At 63.0% G+C, this 21,167-nt stretch carries 21 protein-coding genes; 17 read left to right on the forward strand and 4 right to left on the reverse strand.

Annotated elements, in window-relative coordinates:
* Window positions 1-3: 3 nt before the first annotated feature.
* Window positions 4-468, reverse strand: coding sequence for a RidA family protein (locus FJ940_RS24340; RefSeq protein WP_140515352.1), 465 nt, complete (start codon window positions 466-468; stop codon window positions 4-6).
* 138 nt (window positions 469-606) lie between these two features.
* Here FJ940_RS24340 and FJ940_RS24345 point away from each other — a divergent pair, with 138 nt between their 5' ends.
* The 4 genes from FJ940_RS24345 to tsf all read left to right on the forward strand — a co-directional run bounded on the left by FJ940_RS24345 (window position 607) and on the right by tsf (window position 3,891).
* A complete protein-coding gene (locus tag FJ940_RS24345; protein ID WP_140557709.1) occupies window positions 607-1,434 on the forward strand; it encodes a cell envelope integrity EipB family protein in 828 nt (275 codons plus the stop codon).
* 165 nt (window positions 1,435-1,599) lie between these two features.
* A complete protein-coding gene (locus FJ940_RS24350; RefSeq protein ID WP_140584613.1) occupies window positions 1,600-1,878 on the forward strand; it encodes a DUF4031 domain-containing protein in 279 nt (92 codons plus the stop codon).
* Window positions 1,879-2,080: 202 nt separating this feature from the next.
* Window positions 2,081-2,863, forward strand: a complete 783-nt coding sequence (gene rpsB, locus FJ940_RS24355) for a 30S ribosomal protein S2 (protein ID WP_140498708.1) — start codon at window positions 2,081-2,083, stop codon at window positions 2,861-2,863.
* A 107-nt stretch (window positions 2,864-2,970) separates the two neighbouring features.
* Window positions 2,971-3,891, forward strand: a complete 921-nt coding sequence (gene tsf / locus FJ940_RS24360; RefSeq protein ID WP_140498706.1) for a translation elongation factor Ts — start codon at window positions 2,971-2,973, stop codon at window positions 3,889-3,891.
* Between the two features lie 27 nt (window positions 3,892-3,918).
* Here tsf and FJ940_RS24365 read toward each other — a convergent pair whose 3' ends face one another.
* On the reverse strand, window positions 3,919-4,845 hold the full coding sequence (locus FJ940_RS24365; protein ID WP_140498704.1) for a LysR family transcriptional regulator: 927 nt from the start codon (window positions 4,843-4,845) through the stop codon (window positions 3,919-3,921).
* A gap of 111 nt (window positions 4,846-4,956) precedes the next feature.
* Here FJ940_RS24365 and FJ940_RS24370 point away from each other — a divergent pair, with 111 nt between their 5' ends.
* The 13 genes from FJ940_RS24370 to lpxB all read left to right on the forward strand — a co-directional run bounded on the left by FJ940_RS24370 (window position 4,957) and on the right by lpxB (window position 18,067).
* Window positions 4,957-5,484 carry a nuclear transport factor 2 family protein gene (locus FJ940_RS24370; protein WP_140658168.1) on the forward strand — a complete coding sequence of 176 codons (528 nt, stop codon included), beginning with the start codon at window positions 4,957-4,959 and terminating at the stop codon, window positions 5,482-5,484.
* 29 nt (window positions 5,485-5,513) lie between these two features.
* Complete coding sequence (locus FJ940_RS24375) at window positions 5,514-6,623, forward strand: aldo/keto reductase (RefSeq protein WP_140498700.1); 1,110 nt, start codon at window positions 5,514-5,516, stop codon at window positions 6,621-6,623.
* Between the two features lie 147 nt (window positions 6,624-6,770).
* Entirely contained in the window at window positions 6,771-7,493 is a 723-nt protein-coding gene (pyrH, locus tag FJ940_RS24380; protein ID WP_140498986.1) for a UMP kinase, read from the forward strand.
* A 110-nt stretch (window positions 7,494-7,603) separates the two neighbouring features.
* Window positions 7,604-8,158, forward strand: a complete 555-nt coding sequence (gene frr / locus FJ940_RS24385; RefSeq protein ID WP_140498698.1) for a ribosome recycling factor — start codon at window positions 7,604-7,606, stop codon at window positions 8,156-8,158.
* Window positions 8,159-8,191: 33 nt separating this feature from the next.
* Window positions 8,192-8,926, forward strand: coding sequence for an isoprenyl transferase (locus tag FJ940_RS24390; protein WP_140498696.1), 735 nt, complete (start codon window positions 8,192-8,194; stop codon window positions 8,924-8,926).
* Window positions 8,923-9,738, forward strand: a complete 816-nt coding sequence (locus FJ940_RS24395) for a phosphatidate cytidylyltransferase (protein ID WP_140498694.1) — start codon at window positions 8,923-8,925, stop codon at window positions 9,736-9,738. The genes FJ940_RS24390 and FJ940_RS24395 overlap by 4 nt, the downstream gene beginning before the upstream one ends.
* Before the next feature lie 100 nt (window positions 9,739-9,838).
* Window positions 9,839-10,981: an RIP metalloprotease RseP gene (gene rseP, locus FJ940_RS24400; RefSeq protein ID WP_140498692.1), complete on the forward strand. Its 1,143-nt coding sequence runs from the start codon at window positions 9,839-9,841 to the stop codon at window positions 10,979-10,981.
* Window positions 10,982-11,198: 217 nt separating this feature from the next.
* Complete coding sequence (gene bamA / locus FJ940_RS24405) at window positions 11,199-13,571, forward strand: outer membrane protein assembly factor BamA (RefSeq protein WP_140560947.1); 2,373 nt, start codon at window positions 11,199-11,201, stop codon at window positions 13,569-13,571.
* Window positions 13,572-13,647: 76 nt separating this feature from the next.
* On the forward strand, window positions 13,648-14,706 hold the full coding sequence (gene lpxD / locus FJ940_RS24410; protein WP_140498688.1) for a UDP-3-O-(3-hydroxymyristoyl)glucosamine N-acyltransferase: 1,059 nt from the start codon (window positions 13,648-13,650) through the stop codon (window positions 14,704-14,706).
* Window positions 14,699-15,163: a 3-hydroxyacyl-ACP dehydratase FabZ gene (fabZ, locus tag FJ940_RS24415; protein WP_140498686.1), complete on the forward strand. Its 465-nt coding sequence runs from the start codon at window positions 14,699-14,701 to the stop codon at window positions 15,161-15,163. Before lpxD ends, fabZ begins: the two co-directional genes overlap by 8 nt.
* 13 nt (window positions 15,164-15,176) lie before the next feature.
* On the forward strand, window positions 15,177-16,010 hold the full coding sequence (lpxA, locus tag FJ940_RS24420) for an acyl-ACP--UDP-N-acetylglucosamine O-acyltransferase (protein WP_140498684.1): 834 nt from the start codon (window positions 15,177-15,179) through the stop codon (window positions 16,008-16,010).
* Window positions 15,982-16,896 (forward strand): LpxI family protein, encoded by a 915-nt coding sequence (locus tag FJ940_RS24425; RefSeq protein ID WP_140658170.1) that lies wholly within the window; start codon window positions 15,982-15,984, stop codon window positions 16,894-16,896. Before lpxA ends, FJ940_RS24425 begins: the two co-directional genes overlap by 29 nt.
* Window positions 16,889-18,067, forward strand: a complete 1,179-nt coding sequence (gene lpxB / locus FJ940_RS24430) for a lipid-A-disaccharide synthase (RefSeq protein ID WP_140515357.1) — start codon at window positions 16,889-16,891, stop codon at window positions 18,065-18,067. The genes FJ940_RS24425 and lpxB overlap by 8 nt, the downstream gene beginning before the upstream one ends.
* Window positions 18,068-18,144: 77 nt before the next feature.
* Here lpxB and gltA read toward each other — a convergent pair whose 3' ends face one another.
* Both gltA and gltX read right to left on the reverse strand, forming a co-directional pair.
* Window positions 18,145-19,473 (reverse strand): citrate synthase, encoded by a 1,329-nt coding sequence (gene gltA / locus FJ940_RS24435; protein WP_140498678.1) that lies wholly within the window; start codon window positions 19,471-19,473, stop codon window positions 18,145-18,147.
* A 182-nt stretch (window positions 19,474-19,655) separates the two neighbouring features.
* On the reverse strand, window positions 19,656-21,080 hold the full coding sequence (gltX, locus tag FJ940_RS24440) for a glutamate--tRNA ligase (protein WP_140515358.1): 1,425 nt from the start codon (window positions 21,078-21,080) through the stop codon (window positions 19,656-19,658).
* Between the last annotated feature and the right edge of the window lie 87 nt (window positions 21,081-21,167).

The following is a 21,167-nucleotide window of genomic DNA, read 5'->3' on the forward strand; positions in this document are numbered from 1 at the left end:
CGCTCACTCGACTTCGAAGATCGCTTCGATTTCCACCGCGGCATTAAGCGGCAGCGAAGCCGTGCCGACGGCGGAACGGGCATGCTTGCCGCGCTCGCCGAGCGCCGCCACCAGGAAATCGGAGGCGCCGTTTGCGACCAGATGCTGCTCGAGGAAATCCGGCGCCGAGGCGACGAAGACGGTGATCTTGACCAGCCGGCGTATCTTCTCGAGATCGCCAAGTGCCGCCTTGGCCTGCGCCAGAATGTTGATCGCGCAGTATTTTGCCGCTTCCTTGCCGGTTGCTGTGTCGACGTCCAGGCCAAGCAGTCCGCTCGCCTGCAGCTTGCCGTCCTTGAGCGGCAACTGTCCGGCGGTGAAAAGCAGGTTTCCGGTCCTGCAATAGGGCACGTAGTTGGCGGCAGGCGCCGCGGCCGCGGGAATGGTGACCCCGAGGTCGCTTAGCCGCTTTTCGATTGTTTCACTCATTGCTTTTCCCTATTGCTGGAAGGTGCCGCGCCGGCCGGGCCGAAATTGCTATTTTTGCCTCGCTTCCGCCACGACTTTTTTTAAGCTGGACCATCTTTCCCTGCGGCCTGCCATCAGCCGCGATGATCGGAGCCTCTCATGCGCGCAACGCGCCTTGTATTCCATGCCGTCCTGTTGTCGGCGGTCTTTTCGATAGGTCCCGCTTTCGCCGTGCCGGCGCTGCAGGCGCATCGCGCCGTTTACGACCTTACGCTCAAGAAGGCGGACGACCGCTCCGGGATCACCGGCATTACCGGCCGCATGGTCTATGAATTCAACGGCTCGGCCTGCGAAGGCTATACGGTGAAATTCCGCTTTGTCACCCAGATTGCCACCAGCGACAACACCAAGCTGACCGACCAGCAGACGACGACGTTCGAAGACGCCGAAGGCAAGACCTTCTCGTTCGTGACCAAATCCTTCGTCGACCAGAACCTCGACAAGGAGGTCAAGGGTGTCGCCACGAAAGAAACGCAAGGGCTAAAGGTCGACATCGACAAGCCCGAGAAGAGCAGCCTGGAACTTGCCGCCACCCAGTTTCCGACCCAGCATCTGGTCGAATTGATAGACAAGGCCGAGAAAGGTGAAAACTTCTATCAAACCAATCTGTTCGACGGCTCCGAGGACGCCAACAAGGTGATGTCCACCACCGTCGTCGTCGGCAAGAGGACCGATGCCGACAAGGCCGATCCGGAAGCACCGGCGCTGGCCAAGCTTGCCACCGACAAATACTGGCCGGTCGACATCGCCTATTTCGACGACAGTGCCAAGAACGGAGAAGAAACGCCGGAATACCGGATCAGCTTCAAGCTGCACGAGAACGGCATCACCCGCGATCTAACCATGGACTATGGCGATTTCTCCATGACCGGCAAGCTGGTCAATCTGTCGCTGTTCGACCAGACGAAGGCCTGCCCGACGAAATAAGCTCCGATTTGCCTCGACGCAGCGCCGTCGTGTCCACGGCTTGACGGCGCCGAGGCGGCTTCTCATCTTCTCGAGGCCGCCGGCCGCTTCATCTTCTGTGCGAATCCCTTCTATCATCGCTCGTCGCGGGCACCTGTCGGCGAAAGAAGGAATGCGGCGAGCCTCATGGCGGTCTATGTCGACGCGGCGATCTGGAAATGGGTTGGCCATCGCTGGTGCCATCTGATGGCCGACGACACCGATGAACTGCATCGTTTCGCCACGCAACTCGGTATCAAGCGCTCATCCTACCAGGGGCCGCCGAAGACATCGGCGCCGCATTATGACATAACCGGTTTCGAGCGCGACCGCGCGGTGCGGCTCGGCGCCATCGAGTGCAGCCGCGAGGAGATCGTCGCGATCTTCCGGCGGGTGAGGGTGCCAAAGGGTAAGATAAAGCGTTGAGGGCACGCGCGGATCGCCGCAGGCGCACCGCAATGCGTCGTTGCGCTTGCGTTTGGAGCACTTCCCCTCTATATGCGCGCTCATTCCACACACGGACTTTGGTGTCTGCCCGGGAGAAATCCGGCTGAAACCTCCGGTGGCGTCGAGGACTTCGTCCGAAAATGCCTGTGTCCGTGGAGGCTAACCGGAAAGGAAAATGAGAATGGCTCTGCCTGATTTCAGCATGCGCCAGCTTTTGGAAGCTGGCATTCACTTCGGCCACCAGACCCACCGCTGGAACCCGAAGATGGCGCCCTATATCTACGGCGCCCGCAACAACATCCACATCATCGACCTCAGCCAAACGGTGCCGTTGCTGCACCAGGCGCTGAAGCAGGTTTCCGACACCGTCGCCAAGGGCGGCCGCGTGCTGTTCGTCGGCACCAAGCGCCAGGCGTCCGACATCGTCGCCGATGCCGCGCAGCGTTCGGCCCAGTACTATGTCAACTCGCGTTGGCTGGGCGGCATGCTGACCAACTGGAAGACGATCTCGAACTCGATCCAGCGCCTGCGCAAGCTCGACGAGATGCTGGCCGGCGAGGCGCAAGGGTTGACCAAGAAGGAGCGTCTCAATCTCGACCGCGAGCGCGAGAAGCTCGACAAGGCTCTCGGCGGCATCAAGGACATGGGCTCGACGCCCGACCTGATGTTCGTGATCGACACCAACAAGGAAGCGATCGCCATCCTCGAGGCCAAGCGCCTTGGCATTCCGGTCGTCGCCATCATCGATTCGAACTGCGATCCGGACAAGATCGACTTCCCGATCCCCGGCAATGACGACGCCGCGCGCGCCATCCAGCTCTATTGCGACCTCATCGCGAAGGCTGCCATCGACGGCATCGCCCGCCAGCAGGGCGCGCTGGGTGTCGACATCGGCGCTTCGGTGGAAGCTCCGGTCGAGCCGGTGCTCGGCGAAACTCCGGCGGCGGAAACTCCGGAAGCGTGATAGCGAGGGCCGGTCACGGCCTTCATCTTTCTAATATTTTGACGCGTTAAACGGACGCACCGTCGAGATTCGATGGTGCGTCGGCGCATTTGAACAAAGAGGCGACAATGAGCATTTCGGCTGCACAGGTCAAAGAACTCCGCGACTTGACCGGCGCGGGCATGATGGACTGCAAGGCGGCGTTGAACGAGACCAACGGCAACATGGAAGAAGCCGTCGACTGGCTGCGCAAGAAGGGTATCTCCAAGGCCGACAAGAAGGCAGGCCGCACCGCGGCCGAGGGCCTGATCGGCGTCGATTCCGGCGTGCGCGAGGCCGCGGTCGTCGAGGTCAATTCCGAGACCGACTTCGTCGCCCGCAACGCCGCCTTCCAGGAGATCGTCGCCAACGTCGCCAAGGTGGCACTGGCCTATGGCACGAGCGAGGCCGTGGCTGCCGCGAAGTACCCGGGTTCGGACAAGTCGGTCACCGACACCATCAAGGACGCCGTCGGTACCATCGGCGAGAACATGGGCTTCCGCCGTTCGGCCAAGCTCACCGTTCCGCACGGCGCCGTCGCGACCTATGTTCACAACGCGGTTGCCGACGGCCTTGGCAAGCTGGGCGTCCTGGTCGCTATCGAGACCACGGGCAACGAGCACGCGGCCAATGCATTCGCCCGCCAGGTCGCCATGCATGTCGCCGCCACCAACCCGATGGCGCTGACCACCGAGGAACTCGATCCCGCGGCAGTCGAGCGCGAGAAGGCGATCTTCGCCGACCAGGCGCGCCAGTCCGGCAAGCCGGAGGCGATCATCGAGAAGATGGTCGAGGGTCGGCTGCGCAAGTTCTACGAGGAAGTCGTGCTTCTGAAGCAGGCCTTCGTGCTCAATCCCGACATTACCGTCGAGAAGGCGCTGAAGGATGCCGAGAAGGAGATCGGCGCTCCGGCCAAGATCTCGGCCTATCTGCGTTTCGCGCTCGGCGAAGGCATCGAGAAGGAAGCGACCGATTTCGCGGCGGAAGTCGCGGCGGCGGTCAAGAAATAGCCCGAAGAACAAGTAAGGCTAAACGGCTCAGGCAACTCGGCCGGGTGTCCGCATGGATGCCCGGCCGATTTCTTGTGCGGCGTCGATGAAGGCCCTCAGCTTCGGCGCCATCGAAGCCCGGCGCGGAAAGTAAAGGAAAAGGCCGGGCTCCTCGATTGCCGTCTTTGGCAGGACCTGGACGAGGCGTCCTGCGGCAAGATCGGCGCGTACAAGCGGCTCGAACACATAGGCGAGCCCGACCCCTGCAAGCGCAAGATCGATCGCCGCCAGCGAATCGGTCACGACGGCCGTGCCACGCGTCTCGACGACGACCTCCTTGCCATTGTCGTTCAGATCCCAGCGATAGAACGCGCCGGAGCGGAGAAGCCTGTAGCCTATGCAATTATGGTTCGCGAGGTCGGCCACGTCGCAGGGACGGCCGTGCCTTCCGATATAGTCCGGCGAGGCGACGAGCACGGCCTTGAAGGGCTGCGTCAGCCGTATGGCGGTCATGTCCTGCGCGATCATCTCGCCCAGCCTAATGCCGGCGTCAAAACCTTCCCCGACGATATCGACCAGGGCTTGATCGGCGAAAACCTCGACCGTCACATCCGGATAGCGATCGGCCATGGCTGCGATCACAGGCGTCACCGCCAAAGGGATCGCGATGTTGGAGGCATTGATCCTGAGCAGGCCAGAGGGCCGCCCCTTGACGCCGCGGATGCGGTCCATCCGCTCCGCGATGTCCTGGAGGGCAGGGCCCGTTGTCTCCACCAGTGCCTTGCCGGCTTCGGTCAGCGAGACGCTGCGCGTCGTGCGTGCAAACAGCGGCTGGCCGATGCGCTCTTCCACCAGCCGCACAGCATGGCTGACCGCCGACGGGCTCATGCCGAGCTCGGCCGCGGCAAGCGCGAAGCCGCCCCGTCGCGCCACGGCAACGATGACGGGCAGGTGGGTAAGCAGGTCCCGGTCCATTCATGAATGATATCGCATAGTCTTTGCGAACAATGCAATCTTATCGATGGCGGCCCGTTGACCCACATTGTCCTCGACACAGCGGGCGGGCTGATTTCCTGGAGACGAGACATGAACGCTTTGAAACACGTTCCCTTCGCCGCAGGATTGGCGCTGGCGCCGATCGATGCCGGTGGCGCCGAACCGGCCAGATGGCAGGTGCTTGCCGACGAGCGCGCGGTCATCCGCATCGCCGATGCCATCGACCGCGCCGTCGATGCACAGGACTGGAAACTTGCCCGCAGCTATTTCGCGGATCGGGTTACCGCAGATTTCAGCAGCCTGTCCGGACAGCCGGCGGCCAACATTGCCTCCGACGACCTGATCGGCGCCTGGGCCGGCAACCTCAAGGGCAGCAAGACCAGCCTGCATCTGCGCACCAATTACCAGGTCGTTCTCGAAGCGGACACGGCGACCGTCCTGTCGAACGGCTATGCCTGGAACCGGATGGAAGGCGATGGCGACCCGCTTTGGGAAGTCTGGGGCACATATGAGCACCACCTGACCCGCTCCGGCGCGGGTTGGAAGGTCGACGGCTTCACCTTCCGCGTGACCCATGAGCGCGGCAATCCCTGGGTCAAGACGACACCCGGCCAATAACCCAACATCAAACTCGATCGGAGAATATCATGACCATGAACTACTACACGCTTGGCAATAGCGGCTTGCGCGTCAGCCGGTTGGCGCTGGGCACCATGACCTTCGGCACCGAATTGGGCTGGGGCACTGATAGGGATACAGCCCGCGCAATCTTCGACGAATATGTCGAGGCGGGCGGCAATTTCTTCGACACGGCCGATCTCTATACCGGCGGCACCGCCGAGACCTGGCTCGGCGAATTCGTCGCCGAGCGCGGATTGCGCGACAAGGCGGTGATCGCCACTAAATTCACCTTCAATTCAGAACCGGGCAATCCGAACGCCGGCGGCAATGGCCGCAAGAACATAATGCGCGCCGTGGACGCCTCTCTGAAGCGGCTCGGAACCGACTATATCGACCTCTATCTCATGCATGTGTGGGACAGGCTGACGCCGGCCGAGGAGGTGCTGCGCACGCTGGACGACCTGGTGCGCGCGGGCAAGGTGCGCCACGTCGGCCTTTCCGATGTGCCGGCCTGGTATGCGGGGCGGGCGCAGGCGATCGCAGAATTGCGCTGCTATGAGCCGATCTCGGCCCTGCAGCTCGAATATTCGCTGGCCGAACGCTCGATCGAGCATGAGTTCGTGCCTTTCGCCACGCATCATGGCGCCGGCGTCATGGTTTGGAGCCCGCTGGCCAGCGGCTTGCTCAGCGGCAAATATCGCCCGACGCAAGCCGGCAATGCCGGCCGGCTCGACGGTTTCCGCAACACCACGCATCCGAGCTTCCGGAAATTCAGCGACCGCAATTGGGCGATCGTGGCCGAGCTCGAAAAGGTGGCCGCCGAACTCGGCCGCAGCATGGCCCAGGTGGCACTCAACTGGGTGGCGACGCAGCCCGGCGTCGCAACCGTCATCCTGGGCGCGACCAAGCTCGCGCAACTGCAGGACAACCTCGCGGCGCTGGATTTTTCGATTGCCCCCGAACTCCGCAAGCGGCTGGATTCGGTGAGCAGCATGCCGGCGCCGTTCCCGCATTCCTATTTCGGGCCCGAGATCCAGGTCAGGGTGGCCGGCGGTGTCGTGACCGGCGACAAGCCCTCCGGCTATTCGCCGCAGGTTCTGGTGGAAGGCGAGGCGGTCAGCATCAGCAGCAACTGATCGAAAAAGCCTGGGATTTTGCGCAAGGGCGCGGCGTGACATCGCCGCGCCCTTCGTGTATCGGGTCGAACCATCATGCCAGCGCCGCCAGGCGAAGCGGGGCAGTTTCGCCTCCTGATTTGCCGCGCCGAGATTTTCGAGGACCAGATGACGGTGAAGCCCCTCTACCGACGTGTCTTGCTGAAAGCGTCTGGTGAAGCGTTGATGGGCGAACAGCATTTCGGCATCGACGTCTCGGTCGTCGACCGCATCGCCGGCGACATCGCCGAAGCCCGCGCGCTCGGCATCGAGGTTGGCGTCGTCATCGGCGGCGGCAATATCTTTCGCGGTGTGGCGGTTGCCTCCAAGGGTGGCGACCGCGTCACCGGCGACCATATGGGTATGCTCGCCACCGTCATCAATTCGCTAGCGCTGCGCACCTCGCTGAACAAGATCGGCGTCGATGCGGTGGTTCTTTCCGCGATCGCCATGCCTGAGCTTTGCGAGAGCTTTTCGCAGCGCCAGGCAACCGCCTACATGAACCAGGGCAAGGTGGTGATCTTTGCCGGCGGCACCGGCAATCCGTTCTTCACCACTGATTCGGCCGCGGCACTTCGCGCCGCTGAAATCGGCGCCGACGCGCTGTTCAAGGGCACACAGGTCGACGGCGTCTATTCTGCCGACCCGAAGAAGGACCCGAACGCGACGCGTTTCGAGCGCATCAGCCATGCCGAAGTGATAAATCGCGGCCTTTCCATCATGGATACGGCAGCGATTGCACTTGCGCGCGAAAACAACATTCCGATAATCGTCTATTCGATCCACGAAAAAGGTGGTTTCGGCGATATTCTAAGGGGCGGCGGCCGCTGCACGGTCGTCGCGGACGATTGATCCGGGGCCTGATCGCGGAAAAGGCGAAAACCGGTTTCGAAATCAGGCTCGAACACGGGGCCTTGCCCCGAAAGCAGTGAACCCGCGTCAGACGGGTCGAGGAGACTAAGATGAGTGGTGAGTACGACGATCTCAAGCGGCGCATGGATGGGGCAATCGCCGCGTTCAAGCATGACCTGGCTTCGCTGCGGACCGGTCGCGCTTCCAGCAACCTGCTCGACGCTATCCAGGTGCAGGCCTATGGCACCAGCATGCCGATCAACCAGGTGGCCAATGTCACGGTGCCTGAGCCGCGCATGATTTCGGTGTCGGTCTGGGACAAGTCGATGGTGGGCGCGGTCGATCGCGCCATCCGCGAATCCAATCTGGGCTTCAACCCTATCGTGGACGGCACCAATCTCAGGATTCCGCTTCCGGAACTCAACGAGCAGCGCCGTAAGGAACTCGTCAAGATCTCGCATGGCTACGCCGAGAACGCCCGTGTCGCAGCGCGCCATGTGCGCCGCGACGGCATGGACTTCCTGAAGAAGGCGGAGAAGGACGGCGTCATCAGCGAGGACGATCAGCGCAAGCGCTCCGACCAGGTCCAGAAGCTTACCGACGAAACGATCAGCACCATCGACCACCTGCTTTCCGACAAGGAAGCTGAAATCATGCAGGTTTAGGGTCTGGCCGGCGGCTGGCCCGAAAGCGAGATCATGGCAACGCCCGCGCATGTCGCGATCATCATGGATGGAAACGGACGCTGGGCCAAGGCGCGCGGCATGCCGCGGCTCGCCGGCCATCGCGCGGGCGTAGAAGCACTGCGCAAGACGGTGCGCGCCGCGCCCGATCTCGGCATTTCCTACCTGACTGTCTATGCCTTCTCTTCGGAAAACTGGTCGCGGCCGAAATCCGAAGTCAGCGACCTGATGGGCCTGTTGAAGCTGTTCATTCGCCGCGATCTCGCCGAACTGCACCGCAGCGGCGTGCGCGTCAGGATCATCGGCGACAGGGCAGGGCTGCAGCCCGATATCAGGCTCCTGCTCGAAGAAGCCGAAGCGCTGACGTCGGCCAACGAGGCGCTGACGCTGATCATCGCCTTCAACTACGGCGGACGCGACGAGATCGTGCGCACGGCGCGCAAGCTTGCCTCGGCCGTCGCGCGCGGCGAGCTCGACAGCGAGGCGATCACCGCCGAATCCTTTGCCGGCTGCCTCGACACGCAAGGCGTTCCCGATCCCGAACTGGTCATACGCACCAGCGGTGAGCTTCGCCTTTCCAATTTTCTTCTGTGGCAGGCTGCCTATAGCGAGCTTGTGTTCCTGCCCTGCTATTGGCCCGATTTCAGCCGAGAGCATCTAGCCGAGGCCTTGCGCGAGTTCGCCGGGCGCGAACGCCGTTTTGGCGGGCTGGATCCGCAAGATGTCGCTTCGCGGCCGGCCGCGGGATGAGCAATCTCCAGCTTCGCGTTCTTTCGGCGGTCGTGCTTGCCATCGCGACGCTTGGCCTGACCTGGTTCGGCGGCCTGCCGTTCCGGCTGCTTTCAGCCGCGATTTCGGCGGTGATCTTCTACGAATGGACGCGCATGTCTCGCCCTTCCGGGACGACCGGGCTCGGTTTTTTGCCGGAAGCGCTGCTGCTGGTGTTTCTCGGCGCCCTGATCACCGGCCTGCCTGCCTTGTGGCTGCTGCTTCTAGTGGCTGCACTGGTCGCCGTCACGGCCATCGCTGCCCAACTGCGCGGGGCCGGGCAGTGGGATGCCTCCGGCCTTGCCTATGCAGCCGTCTCGGGTCTTTCCCTTGCGCTTCTGCGTGACGGCGACCATTCCGGCCTCGTCGCCATCCTGTTCCTGTTCGCGGTGGTCTGGGCGACCGACATCTTTGCCTATTTCGTCGGCCGGGCCGTCGGTGGCCCGAGGCTGGCGCCGTCCATCTCTCCCGGCAAGACGCGAAGTGGCGCGCTCGGCGGCGCCGTGGGCGGGGTCGTTGCGGGGCTCATCCTGGCCGTCGCCGCCGGTGCGGGCAACCTGCCAATGCTCGGTCTCGTCGCGCTCGCGCTTTCAATCGTCTCCCAGGCTGGCGACCTCCTGGAATCCTGGGTCAAGCGCCGCCACGGCCGCAAGGATTCGGGCGCGCTCATTCCGGGCCATGGCGGCGTCATGGACCGCGTCGACGGGCTTGTCGCGGCGGCTTTCGCCCTATACGTCATCGGCTGGATTTCGGCGGGCGCCGATCAGCCGGCACAGGGGCTGTTTCCCATTTGAGCGGCATCGTTCCACGATCGATGCGGGCGCGCCTTGGATTCGCCTGGATTGATGTCACAGTCGCGGCGCAACGGTGTCGCGGAAGAACTGAGGATTTGAGTTGAACGAGATTCTTCACGCGATCTTCGGCATGGAAGGCTTCCTTCTCGGCACGCTCGTGCCCTTCCTGTTCGTGCTGACCGTGGTCGTGTTCGTCCACGAGATGGGCCACTATCTCGTTGGCCGCTGGTGCGGCATCGGCGTCAGGGCCTTTTCGATCGGTTTCGGCCCGGAACTCTTCGGCTTCAACGACAGGCACGGCACGCGCTGGAAGCTCTGCGCCATACCGCTTGGCGGCTATGTCAAATTCGTCGGCGACATGAACGCCACCTCCAGCCAGCCGTCGACGGAAGAGATCGAAACGCTGACCGACGAGGAACGCAAGGTCGCCTTTCACACCCAGCCGATCTGGAAGCGGGCGGCGACGGTGGTGGCCGGGCCGCTGTTCAATTTCCTGCTGACGATCGTCGTCTTTTCGGTGCTGTTTTCAGCCTATGGCCGCTATGTCGCGGAACCCATGGTGGCCGAGGTGACCGCCGGCAGCCCGGCGGCGAAAGCCGGCATCCTGCCCGGCGACCGATTCGTCAGCGTCGACGGCAGCAAGATCGAAACCTTCGGTGACGTCCAACGCCTGGTTTCGGGCCGGGCCGGCGACAGCATCACCTTCGTCATGCTGCGCGACGGCAAGGAAGTGACCGTGACCGCCACGCCGCAGCTGATGGAGCAGCAGGACGCGCTCGGCAACAAGGTCAAGGTGGCCGTGATCGGCGTCGTCAACAACCAGGAACTCGGCCAGCCCAGGCTGATCACCTACAGCCCCGCCGGCGCGTTGGCCGCGGCGGTGGAGGAAACCGGGCACGTCATCCAGCGCACCGGCCAGTTCCTGCAGCGTTTCGTCGTCGGGCGCGAGGACAAGTGCCAGCTCGGCGGCCCGGTGAAGATCGCGGACATGGCCGGCAAGGCGGCGAAGCTCGGCTTCGAATGGCTCGTGCAGCTCGTTGCGCTGCTGTCCGTGGGCATCGGCATCCTCAATCTTTTGCCGATTCCCCCCCTCGACGGCGGCCATCTCCTGTTCTACGGCGTGGAGGCCGTCATCCGCCGCCCGGTGTCGGAACGGATGATGGAAATGGCCTATCGGGCCGGTCTGCTTCTGGTTTTGGGCTTCATGGGTTTCGTATTCTGGAACGATCTGTTTGGATGCTGAAATCATGAAGAAATTTGGCTTCGGCATGGTCGATGTTGAGACGCCGTTTACCATGCACGGGGATATGAGTGACGCGAAAGCCACGCACCAGGGTTAAGTAAATACAAATTAACCAGAAGCCTTGCGTGTAGGGAAAATCCGGTTAATACGGTACGAGAAATTACCGCACGTCCGGTTTTCTCGCCGTGGGGACTACGAGAAAAGGTTATTAAGCCCGATGAAGGCAGCATCCAAGTTTTTGAGCGCCGCTTCCGCGGCAGCCCTGTCCGCGGCTTTGGTCGTGCCAGGTGCGCTCGCAGTGCAGTTCGTTGCCACATCGGCGGCCGAAGCCGCTGTCGTCAGCAGGGTGGAGGTGAGCGGCAACCAACGTGTCGACGCCGATACCATCCGCAATTACATCACCATCAAGCCGGGCAAATCCTTCTCCAGCTCCGACATCGACAGCGCGGTCAAGGCGCTGTTCGGAACCGGGTTGTTCTCGGATGTGCAGATCAATCAGGTCGGTTCGACGTTGGTGGTCAAGGTTTCCGAGTACCAGGTCGTCAACCAGGTGCTGTTCCAGGGCAACAAGAAGCTCAAGGACAACGCGCTTGCGGCTGCCGTGCAGTTGAAGCCGCGCGGCACGTTCTCGCAGGCGGCGCTCGACGCCGATGTAGAGTCGGTCAAGGCCGCCTACAGACGTATCGGCCGTGACGATGCCGCCGTGACCACCGAGGTCATGCAGCTCGGCGACAACCGCGTGAACGTGGTCTTCCATGTCAATGAAGGTGATCGCACGCAGATCGCGGCGATCAATTTCGTCGGCAACAGCGCCTATTCGAGCCGCCGCCTCTCGGATGTGATCACGACCAAGCGCTCGTCCTGGGTTTCGTTCATCCTGCGCGACGACGTCTACGACGACGACAAGCTGCGCGCCGACCAGGAGCTGCTACGGCGCTTCTACTACAATCACGGCTATGCCGACTTCCAGGTCGTGTCCGCCGTCGGTGAGCTCGACAACGCGACCAACAAGTACACGGTCACCATCACCGTGCAGGAAGGCGAGCGTTATACGTTCGGCGACATCAGCGTCGAAAGCACGATTCCGGAAGTCGACTCGAAGGCGCTGGAATCGGTGGTCGAGACCCACAAGGGCGACGTCTACAACGCCAAGAACGTCGAGGACACCATCATTGCCCTGACCGAGAAGGTGGCCGGCTCCGGCTACGCCTTCGCGCAGGTCACGCCGCGTGGCGACCGCAATTTCGAGAATCATACGATTTCGGTGGTCTACACCATCGACCAGGGCACCAAGGCCTATGTCGAGCGCATCGAGATCCGCGGCAATGACCGCACGCGCGACTATGTCATCCGCCGCGAGTTCGACGTCAGCGAAGGCGACGCGTTCAACCAGGTGCTGATCCAGCGCGCGAAGAAGCGGCTGGAAGATCTCAATTACTTTGACAAAGTCGAGGTTTCGACGGTCCCCGGGTCGGCGCCGGACCAGGTCGTGCTGGTGGTCGACGTGGTCGAAAAGTCGACCGGTGAATTCTCTGTCGGCGCCGGCTATTCGACCGGTGGCGACACCGCCGGTCCGTCCGTCGAAGGATCGATCACAGAGCGCAACTTCCTCGGCCGCGGCCAGTTCATCAAGGTGTCGGCGGGTGGCGGCAAGAACTCGCGCGATTACAGCCTTTCGTTCACCGAGCCCTATTTCCTCGGGCGCCGTATCGCCGCCGGCTTCGACATCTACAAGCGGACCAGGGAATACGACGACTACGACAGCGATACTGTGGGCGCGACGGTGCGCTTCGGCCTGCCGATCACAGACAGCATCTCGACCCAGCTGGCCTACAATATCTCCCGGGAGAAGTATGAGGTAGACGACGGTTGCGATGCCACCGATGTAGATCCCAGCGGCACCTGCGACATTTCCAGAGCCGTGTTGGATGGCATCGAGCAAAGCCCTTGGATCAAGTCGTCGGTCAGTCTGGGACTGGTTTATAACACCATCGACGACATGAAGAACCCGCATGAGGGTATCTATGCCACCTCCACGGTTGAAGTGGCCGGCCTCGGTGGCGACGCCAAGTTCGTGAAGGTCACCGGACGCGGCAGCGTCTATCAGACGCTGTCCGAGCAGTTCGATCTTGTCGGCCTCATTTCGGGCGGCGCCGGCCATGTCGAAGGCTACGGCGGCGACGGCGATCTGCGCATCTTCGATCACTTCCAGAGCACCGATCGCATGATCCGCGGTTTCGCTTATGGCGGCATCGGCCCAGTCGACAGCGACGGTGCGGGTGACCACCTTGGCGGCACCACTTATTTCAACGCGTCGGCAGAGGCTCAATTCCCGCTGCCGGTCGTTCCAGAAAGCTTCGGTCTGCGCGGCGCGGTCTTTGCAGACGCGGCAACACTCTATGGCAGCAAGGTTGCCAATGATTTGGTTGACCAATCATCCGTGGGCATGAAATGGCGCGCCTCGGTCGGTGTCGGCCTGATGTGGGCTTCGCCGTTCGGTCCGATCCGTATCGACTATGCGATCCCGGTCAAGAAGGAAGCGAGGGACGACGTGCAGGAATTCAACTTCGGCATATCGACCCGCTTCTGACCGGCGGATGACGATGCTCCCGGGTCGTTGAGATCCGGGAGAAAATGTTCCGATCTAGCTGGATATAGCTTCTGGAATGACCGATCCGGTGTTCTTCGCGCCATCACGCCGGTATACGGCGGGCGAAGTCGCGAATCTGACCGGCTCGGTGCTTGTCGATTCCGGCCAGTCCGGCGTTTTCATCGACGCGCTGGCGCCTGCCAACGAAGGCGGCGAGAATGCGCTCGTTTTCGTCGATGGCAAACGCAATTCCGTGCTGATGCCGTCGCTGCGGGCTGCCGCTGTGCTGTGCCCGGCGGAGTTCGCCGGCAAGGCGCCTGCCGCCATCGCCGTCCTTGTACATCCCCGTCCGCAACAGGCATTCGCGCTGGTCGGACGACTGCTGTTTCCGACGGCGGCGACCCCGGGGCCAATGACCGGTGAAACCGGTATCTCGCCGCATGCCCATATCGATCCGAGCGCACATGTCGAGGAAGGTGCCGTCGTCGAAGCCGGCGCGGTGATCGGTCCTGCGGTGTCCATAGGCGCCGGCACCGTCATCGCGCCTCACGCCGTCGTCGGCCGTTCCTGCCAGATCGGGCGTGACGGCTATATCGGCCCGGGCGCCAGCGTCCAATATGCCTTGATCGGCAACCGCGTCATCATCCATGGCGGCGCCCGGATCGGCCAGGACGGCTTTGGCTTCGTTGCCGGCGCCAAGGGGCCGGAACGTGTTCCGCAGATCGGCCGCGTCATCATCCAGGACGACGTCGAGATCGGTTCCAATTCCACGGTCGACCGCGGCGCCATGTCCGATACGATCATCGGCCAGGGCACCAAGATCGACAATCTCGTGCAGATCGCGCATAACGTCCGCATCGGCCGCAACTGCATCGTGGCCGGACTTTCGGGTATCTCCGGTTCCGTCGTCGTGGGCGACAATGTCACCATGGGCGGCGGCGTCGGGCTTGCGGATCACCTGACCATAGGGTCGGGCGCGAAGCTTGCCGCGAGAAGCGGATTCATGAGCAATGTGCCCGCGGGCGAGATCTGGGGCGGCTATCCGGCACAGCCGATGGCGGAAGCCATGCGCGAGATAGCCATGCTGCGCAAGCTCGCCAGGACCCGCAAACAGGGCGAGGGGAGCAATGGCTGACATCACCGGGACGACGCTGGAAGCAGTCGACATATTGGGGCTGATGAAGCTCCTGCCGCATCGCTATCCGTTCCTGATGATCGACCGCATCGTCGACATTGATGGCGACGAATCCGCCACCGGCATCAAGAACGTGACCATAAACGAGCCGCATTTTCAGGGTCACTTCCCCGAGCAGCCGGTCATGCCGGGCGTGCTCATCGTCGAGGCGATGGCACAGACTGCCGGGGCCATCTGCATCCGCAGTCTTCGCACTGAAAAGCCGTCGCTGGTCTATTTCCTGACCATCGACAACGCCAAGTTCCGCAAACCGGTCGTTCCCGGCGATCAGTTGAAGATCCATGTCAAGAAAATCAAGAAACGCGGCAACCTGCTCAAATTCGCCTGTGAAGCCCTGGTCGACGGCAACAAGGCCGCCGAGGCTGAGATCTCAGCCATGATGGTCACCGGCGACTGACAATCGAATGCTTATGAAAATCAAGACATCCATCCATCCTTCCTCCGTCGTGGAGGAAGGCGCTCAAATCGGCCAAGGCGTCCGCATAGGACCGCTCTGTTATGTCGGCGCAGATGCCGTGATTGGCGACGGCGTTGAACTGGTCAGCCATGTCTCGGTGATAGGCGCGACGACGATCGGCGCGTCGACCAAGGTCTATCCGATGGCGATACTGGGCGGGCCGCCGCAGAACACCAAGCACAAGGGCGGCCGCACCACGCTCGTCATCGGCGAGAACTGCACGATCCGCGAAGGCGTCACCATGCATGTCGGCACCGATACCAGCCGCGGCGAAACGACGGTCGGCGACAATGGGAATTTTCTCGCCTACGCCCACATCGCCCATGACTGCGTCGTCGGCAAGAACGCCACCTTCGCCAACGGCGCGACGCTGGGCGGACACTGCGAAATCGGCGACAACGTCTATATCGGCGGTCTCAGCGCCGTTCATCAATTCGTGCGGGTAGGCGACAACGCTTTTCTTGGCGGGTGCTCGGCTTTTGTGGGTGATGTCATTCCCTATGCCATGGCGGCGGGAAATCGGGCCAGCCTGCGCGGCCTCAACATCATCGGGCTCAAGCGCTCCGGTCTGCCAAGATCCGAGATCTATCTGCTGCGCAGGGTCTATAAGACAATATTCGACCGCTCGCGCACCGTTGGCGAGAACATCGAATTCGCCAAGGCGGAATTCGCCACGTCACCGACCGCCATGAAGATCATCGATTTCATCTCCAGTCGCGGCAAGCGGCACTATGCTGTGCCATCGCTCAAGGGGAGCGATGGCGATGACGGCGATGACGAAGACTGAGGCGGCGGCAGCGGATTTCGTTCTCTCGCCGGGGGCCAGGGTCGGCATCGTCGCCGGCGGTGGCAGCCTGCCGGTGGAAGTCGCGCAAGGCCTGGCCGCGCATGGCTACCCGCCCTTCATCCTCTTGATGGAAGGTGAGGCCGACCGCCGGCAGGAGTTGCTCCGATACGAACACGACAGCCTCGCCCTTGAGCAGATCGGTTCACTGGTGGCGACGCTGAAGCGCCACGGCATCACTCATGTGGTCCTTGCCGGCGAAATCAGACGCAGGCCCCGGCTGACCGACATCCGTCCGAGCCTCGGCTTGCTGGCGATCGTGCCGTCGGTGATCATGGCGCTGGCGCGCGGCGATGACGGACTTTTGAAGGTGGTGACACGCGGCCTGGAGAAGCGGGGCATCAAAGTGGTCGGCGCGCATGAAGTCGTTCCCGAACTGGCCGCCGGCGAAGGCACGCTGACCGCTGCGAAACCAAAGCAATCGGACTGGCGCGACATCGAGGCGGCCAGGCTGGCCGCCAAGGCCATCGGCGCGCTTGATATCGGGCAGGCGGCGATTGCGATCGGAGGCCGGGCCATCGCGCTGGAAGGCATCGAAGGCACGAGCGGCCTGCTCGAAAGAGCGCGCGCGCTGCGCGGCCATGGCAGGCTTGCCGGAAAGACCCGCGGAGTGCTGGTCAAATGCGCCAAACCCGGCCAGGAGCTGCGGGCCGACCTGCCGTCGATAGGGCCGCAAACGGTGGAAGCAGCGTATGCGGCGGGGCTTGCCGGCATTGCCGTCGAAGCGGGGCGCTCGCTGATCCTGGAAGGGCCGGCAACGCTGTCGCGGGCGAACGCGCTCGGTCTGTTCATCGTCGGCCTGCCAGCGGCGGAGCCGGCGCATGGCTGACAAGGCGCTGAAGATCGCAATCGTGGCCGGCGAGGAATCCGGCGACCTGCTTGGCGCCGACATCGTGCGCTCGATCAAGCAGTCGACGGGGCGCGAGGTGCAGATCGTCGGTCTCGGCGGCCGCCATCTGCAGGCGCTCGGCCTGGTTTCGCCGTTCGACGCCGGAGAGATCGCCCTCATGGGCTTCAGCGCCATCTTGCGTGACCTGCCGCGGCTGATGCGGCGGATCGGCCAGCTGGCCAGCACGGTCGCGGATGCGAAGCCCGACTGCCTCATCACCATCGACAGCCCCGACTTTTCGCTGCGCGTGGCCAGGAAAGTGCGCGCGGCCAACCCGTCCATCCCGATTATCCACTATGTCTGTCCCAGCGTCTGGGCATGGCGGCCGGGCAGGGCGGTGGCGATGAAGCCCTATGTCGACCACATCCTCTGCATCCTGCCCTTCGAGGTGAAGGAGCTAGGCAGGCTCGGCGGACCGCCAGGGACCTATGTCGGACATCGCCTCACCCATGACGCGGGCGTGCTCTCGGCAGCCAGGACGCAGGCCCAACCGCGGGATCTTTCGCCGGATCGCCTGAAGACGCTGCTCGTCCTGCCCGGCTCGCGACGCAGCGAAGTGCGGCGGCTGCTCGAGCCGTTTGGGGAGACCGTGTCGATGCTGCGGGCACGCGGGCATCGCCTGCGGCTGATGTTGCCGACCGTGCCGCATGTCGCCGATGTCGTGCGCTCGGCGGTCGCTCGCTGGGACGAGAAGCCCGAGATCATCCTCGACCCTGAGCGAAAGTGGCAGGCCTTCGGCAAGGCTGACGCGGCGCTGATCGCGTCCGGCACGGTTTCGCTTGAACTGGCGCTGTCTGACGTGCCGATGATCTCCTGCTACAGGCTGGACCCGGTTGCGCGCATCGTGGCGCCATATCTCGTTTCGGTCTGGTCGGCGCTGCTGCCCAATTTGATATCGGATCGGGCGCTGATCCCGGAATTCTACAACGAGTATGTCAAGCCGAACAATCTGGCCCGCCAGCTCGAAGCGCTGTTCGCCGACACAGGCATGCGCAGATGGCAGAAGGACGGGTTCGCCGAGATCGCCCGGCGCATGACAACCGCCAAGTCGTCAGGCGACATCGCCGCGCAGGTGGTGATGGGGTATATCAAGAGAGTGAGTAGTGAGTAGTGAGTAGTGAGTAGTGAGTAGGATTACCGCTCTTTCCCTACTGACTACTGACTACTCACTTATTCACTTCTTCCTTTTTACCGCTTCGCGATCGGCACATAGTCTCGCTCCGGCGCGCCGGTGTAGAGCTGGCGGGGGCGGCCGATCTTCTGGCGCGGATCCTCGATCATCTCCTTCCACTGCGCGATCCAGCCGACGGTGCGGGCGACGGCGAACAGCACGGTGAACATGGTGGTGGGGAAGCCCAGCGCCTTCAGCGTGATGCCGGAGTAGAAGTCGACATTGGGGTAGAGCTTCTTCTCGATGAAATAGGGATCGGTGAGCGCGATCTTCTCCAGTTCCATGGCGATGTCGAGCAGCGGATCGTCCTTGATGCCGAGTTCGCCCAGCACCTCATGCGCGGTCTTCTGCATGATCTTGGCGCGCGGATCGTAGTTCTTGTAGACGCGGTGGCCAAAGCCCATCAGCCGGAACGGATCGTCCTTGTCCTTGGCGCGGGCGATGAATTCCGGAATGTGATCGACATGGCCGATCTCGCCCAGCATGTTCAGCGCCGCTTCGTTGGCGCCGCCATGCGCCGGGCCCCACAGGCAGGCGATGCCGGCGGCGATGCAGGCGAACGGATTGGCGCCAGACGAGCCGGCGAGCCGAACGGTAGAGGTCGAAGCGTTCTGCTCGTGGTCGGCGTGCAGGATGAAGATGCGCTCCATGGCGCGCGCCAGGACCGGGTTGATCTTGTATTCCTCGCACGGCACGGCAAAGCACATGTGCAGGAAGTTGGCGGCGAAATTCAGTTCGTTCTTCGGGTAAATGAAGGGCTGGCCGATATGGTATTTGTAGGCCATGGCCGCGATCGTCGGCATCTTGGCGATCAGCCGCATCGACGCCACCATGCGCTGGTAAGGATCCGAGATGTCGGTGGAGTCGTGATAGAAGGCCGACAGCGCGCCGACCACGCCGCACATCACCGCCATCGGATGCGCGTCGCGGCGGAAGCCGGTGAAGAAGCGCGACATCTGCTCATGCACCATGGTGTGGCGCGTCACGCGGTAGTCGAAATCGTCCTTCTGCGCCTTGGTCGGCAGTTCGCCGTAGAGCAGGAGATAGCAGACTTCGAGGAAGTCGCCATGTTCGGCCAACTGATCGATCGGATATCCGCGATGCAGGAGAATGCCGGCGTCGCCATCGATGAACGTGATCTCGGACTCGCAGCTTGCCGTCGAAGTGAAGCCGGGATCGTAGGTAAAGGCGCCGGTGGTGCTGTACAGCGTGGCGATGTCGATGACGTCAGGCCCGACCGAACCACTTCGCACCTTGAATTCGTGCGTCTTGCCGGCGAATTCCAGCTTTGCCGTGGCTTCCTGGGTCTTGCCGCCCAGTTCCCGTCTTGTCGCAGCTTCGGTCATTGCAAACTCCTTCTTGTTTCCTCATGCCGGCAAAGGCAAATTCTGCAAAGCGACACGTCGAAGTCACCGAATGCGCGTATTCGCGACCGCATTTTAGGAAGTGCGTGCCAGATTGGGCCAAGGCTCAATGTTGCACTGCGAAACGCGCCTTTCAATGCCAATCTTCTTGGGCCAGATTGCTCCTAATCGATTTGATCCGCGATGCGCGCCAGGCTCTCCTCGCGACCAAGCACGGCGAGAACGTCGAACACGCCGGGCGAGGTGCTCTTGCCGGTCAAGGCGGCGCGCAAGGGCTGGGCGACGGCGCCGAGCTTGTGGCCGCCGGCCGTCGCATAGTCCCGGATCGCGGCTTCAGTCGAGGCCGCCGTCCAGTCGCCTGAAACCGCCTCGAGGGCGTCGTGAGCGCCACGCAGGACCTTGCGCGCATCGTCATTGAGCAGCAGGGCTGCCTTCTCGTCGATCGGCAGTGGCCGCGCGGCAAACAGGAAGGCGGCGCCATCGACAAGCTCGACCAGCGTCTTGGCGCGCTCCTTCAGCCCTGGCAACGCTGCCAGCAACTGTGCCCTGTTCCGGTCGTCGAGGCGTGCGGCCATTGCCGGGCCGCCCTCGAGATAGGGCAAGGTGGCGATGAAGATGTCGAACAGCTCGGCATCGCCCATGCGGCGCATGTGGACGCCGTTTAGCGCCTCCAGCTTGGCGAAATCGAAGCGGGCGGCGCCCTTGTTCACATCGCCGATATCGAACCAGGCGATCATGTCCTGGATCGACATGATCTCGTCGTCGCCGTGGCTCCAGCCGAGCCGAGCCAGGTAGTTGAGCAGCGCTTCGGGCAGGTAGCCCATGGCGCGGTAGGCCTCCACGCCCAGCGCGCCGTGCCGCTTCGACAGCTTGGCGCCGTCGGCGCCGTGGATCAGCGGTATGTGCGACATTGAAGGCACATCCCAGCCCATGGCGTTGTAGATCACGGTCTGGCGGGCGGCATTGGTCAGGTGGTCGTCGCCACGGATGATGTGGGTGACGCCCATGTCGTGGTCGTCAACGACGACGGCATGCATGTAGGTCGGATTGCCGTCCGAGCGCAGGATGATGAAGTCGTCCAGATCCTTGTTGGGAAAGCGCACGTCGCCCTGGACACGGTCATGCACCACCGTCTCGCCTTTGGTCGGCGCCTTGATGCGGATCGCGCCCTTGACGCCAGGAGGCGCCTGCGAAGGGTCGCGGTCACGCCAGCTTCCGTCATAGCGCGGCGGCAAGCCCTTGGCCCGCGCCGCGTCGCGCATTGCCTCAAGCTCGGCAGGGGTCTCGTAGCTGTAGTAAGCCTTGCCCATGCGCACCAGCTCCTCGGCCACCTCGCGATGGCGCGGCGCGCGCTCGAACTGCGAGACGGCGTCGCCGTCCCAGGTGAGGCCGAGCCAAGTCAGTCCTTCGAGAATGGCTGCTGTCGCCGCATCGGTGGAGCGCTCGCGGTCGGTGTCCTCGATGCGCAGCAGCATCGTACCGCCGGTGTGCTTGGCGTAGAGCCAGTTGAAGAGCGCCGTACGCGCGCCGCCGATGTGCAGGTAGCCGGTGGGCGAGGGGGCAAAACGGGTGACAACCTTGTCGGACATACAACTCTCGGGAAACGTCTGGAGCGGGGTGCGGATCACACGCACTTTCGCGCGTCGCGCGTTCATGTAGCATAGGGTGTCGAGGGC

The sequence above is a fragment of the Mesorhizobium sp. B2-3-7 genome (genome assembly GCF_006442695.1).
Classification (GTDB): Bacteria; Pseudomonadota; Alphaproteobacteria; order Rhizobiales; family Rhizobiaceae; genus Mesorhizobium.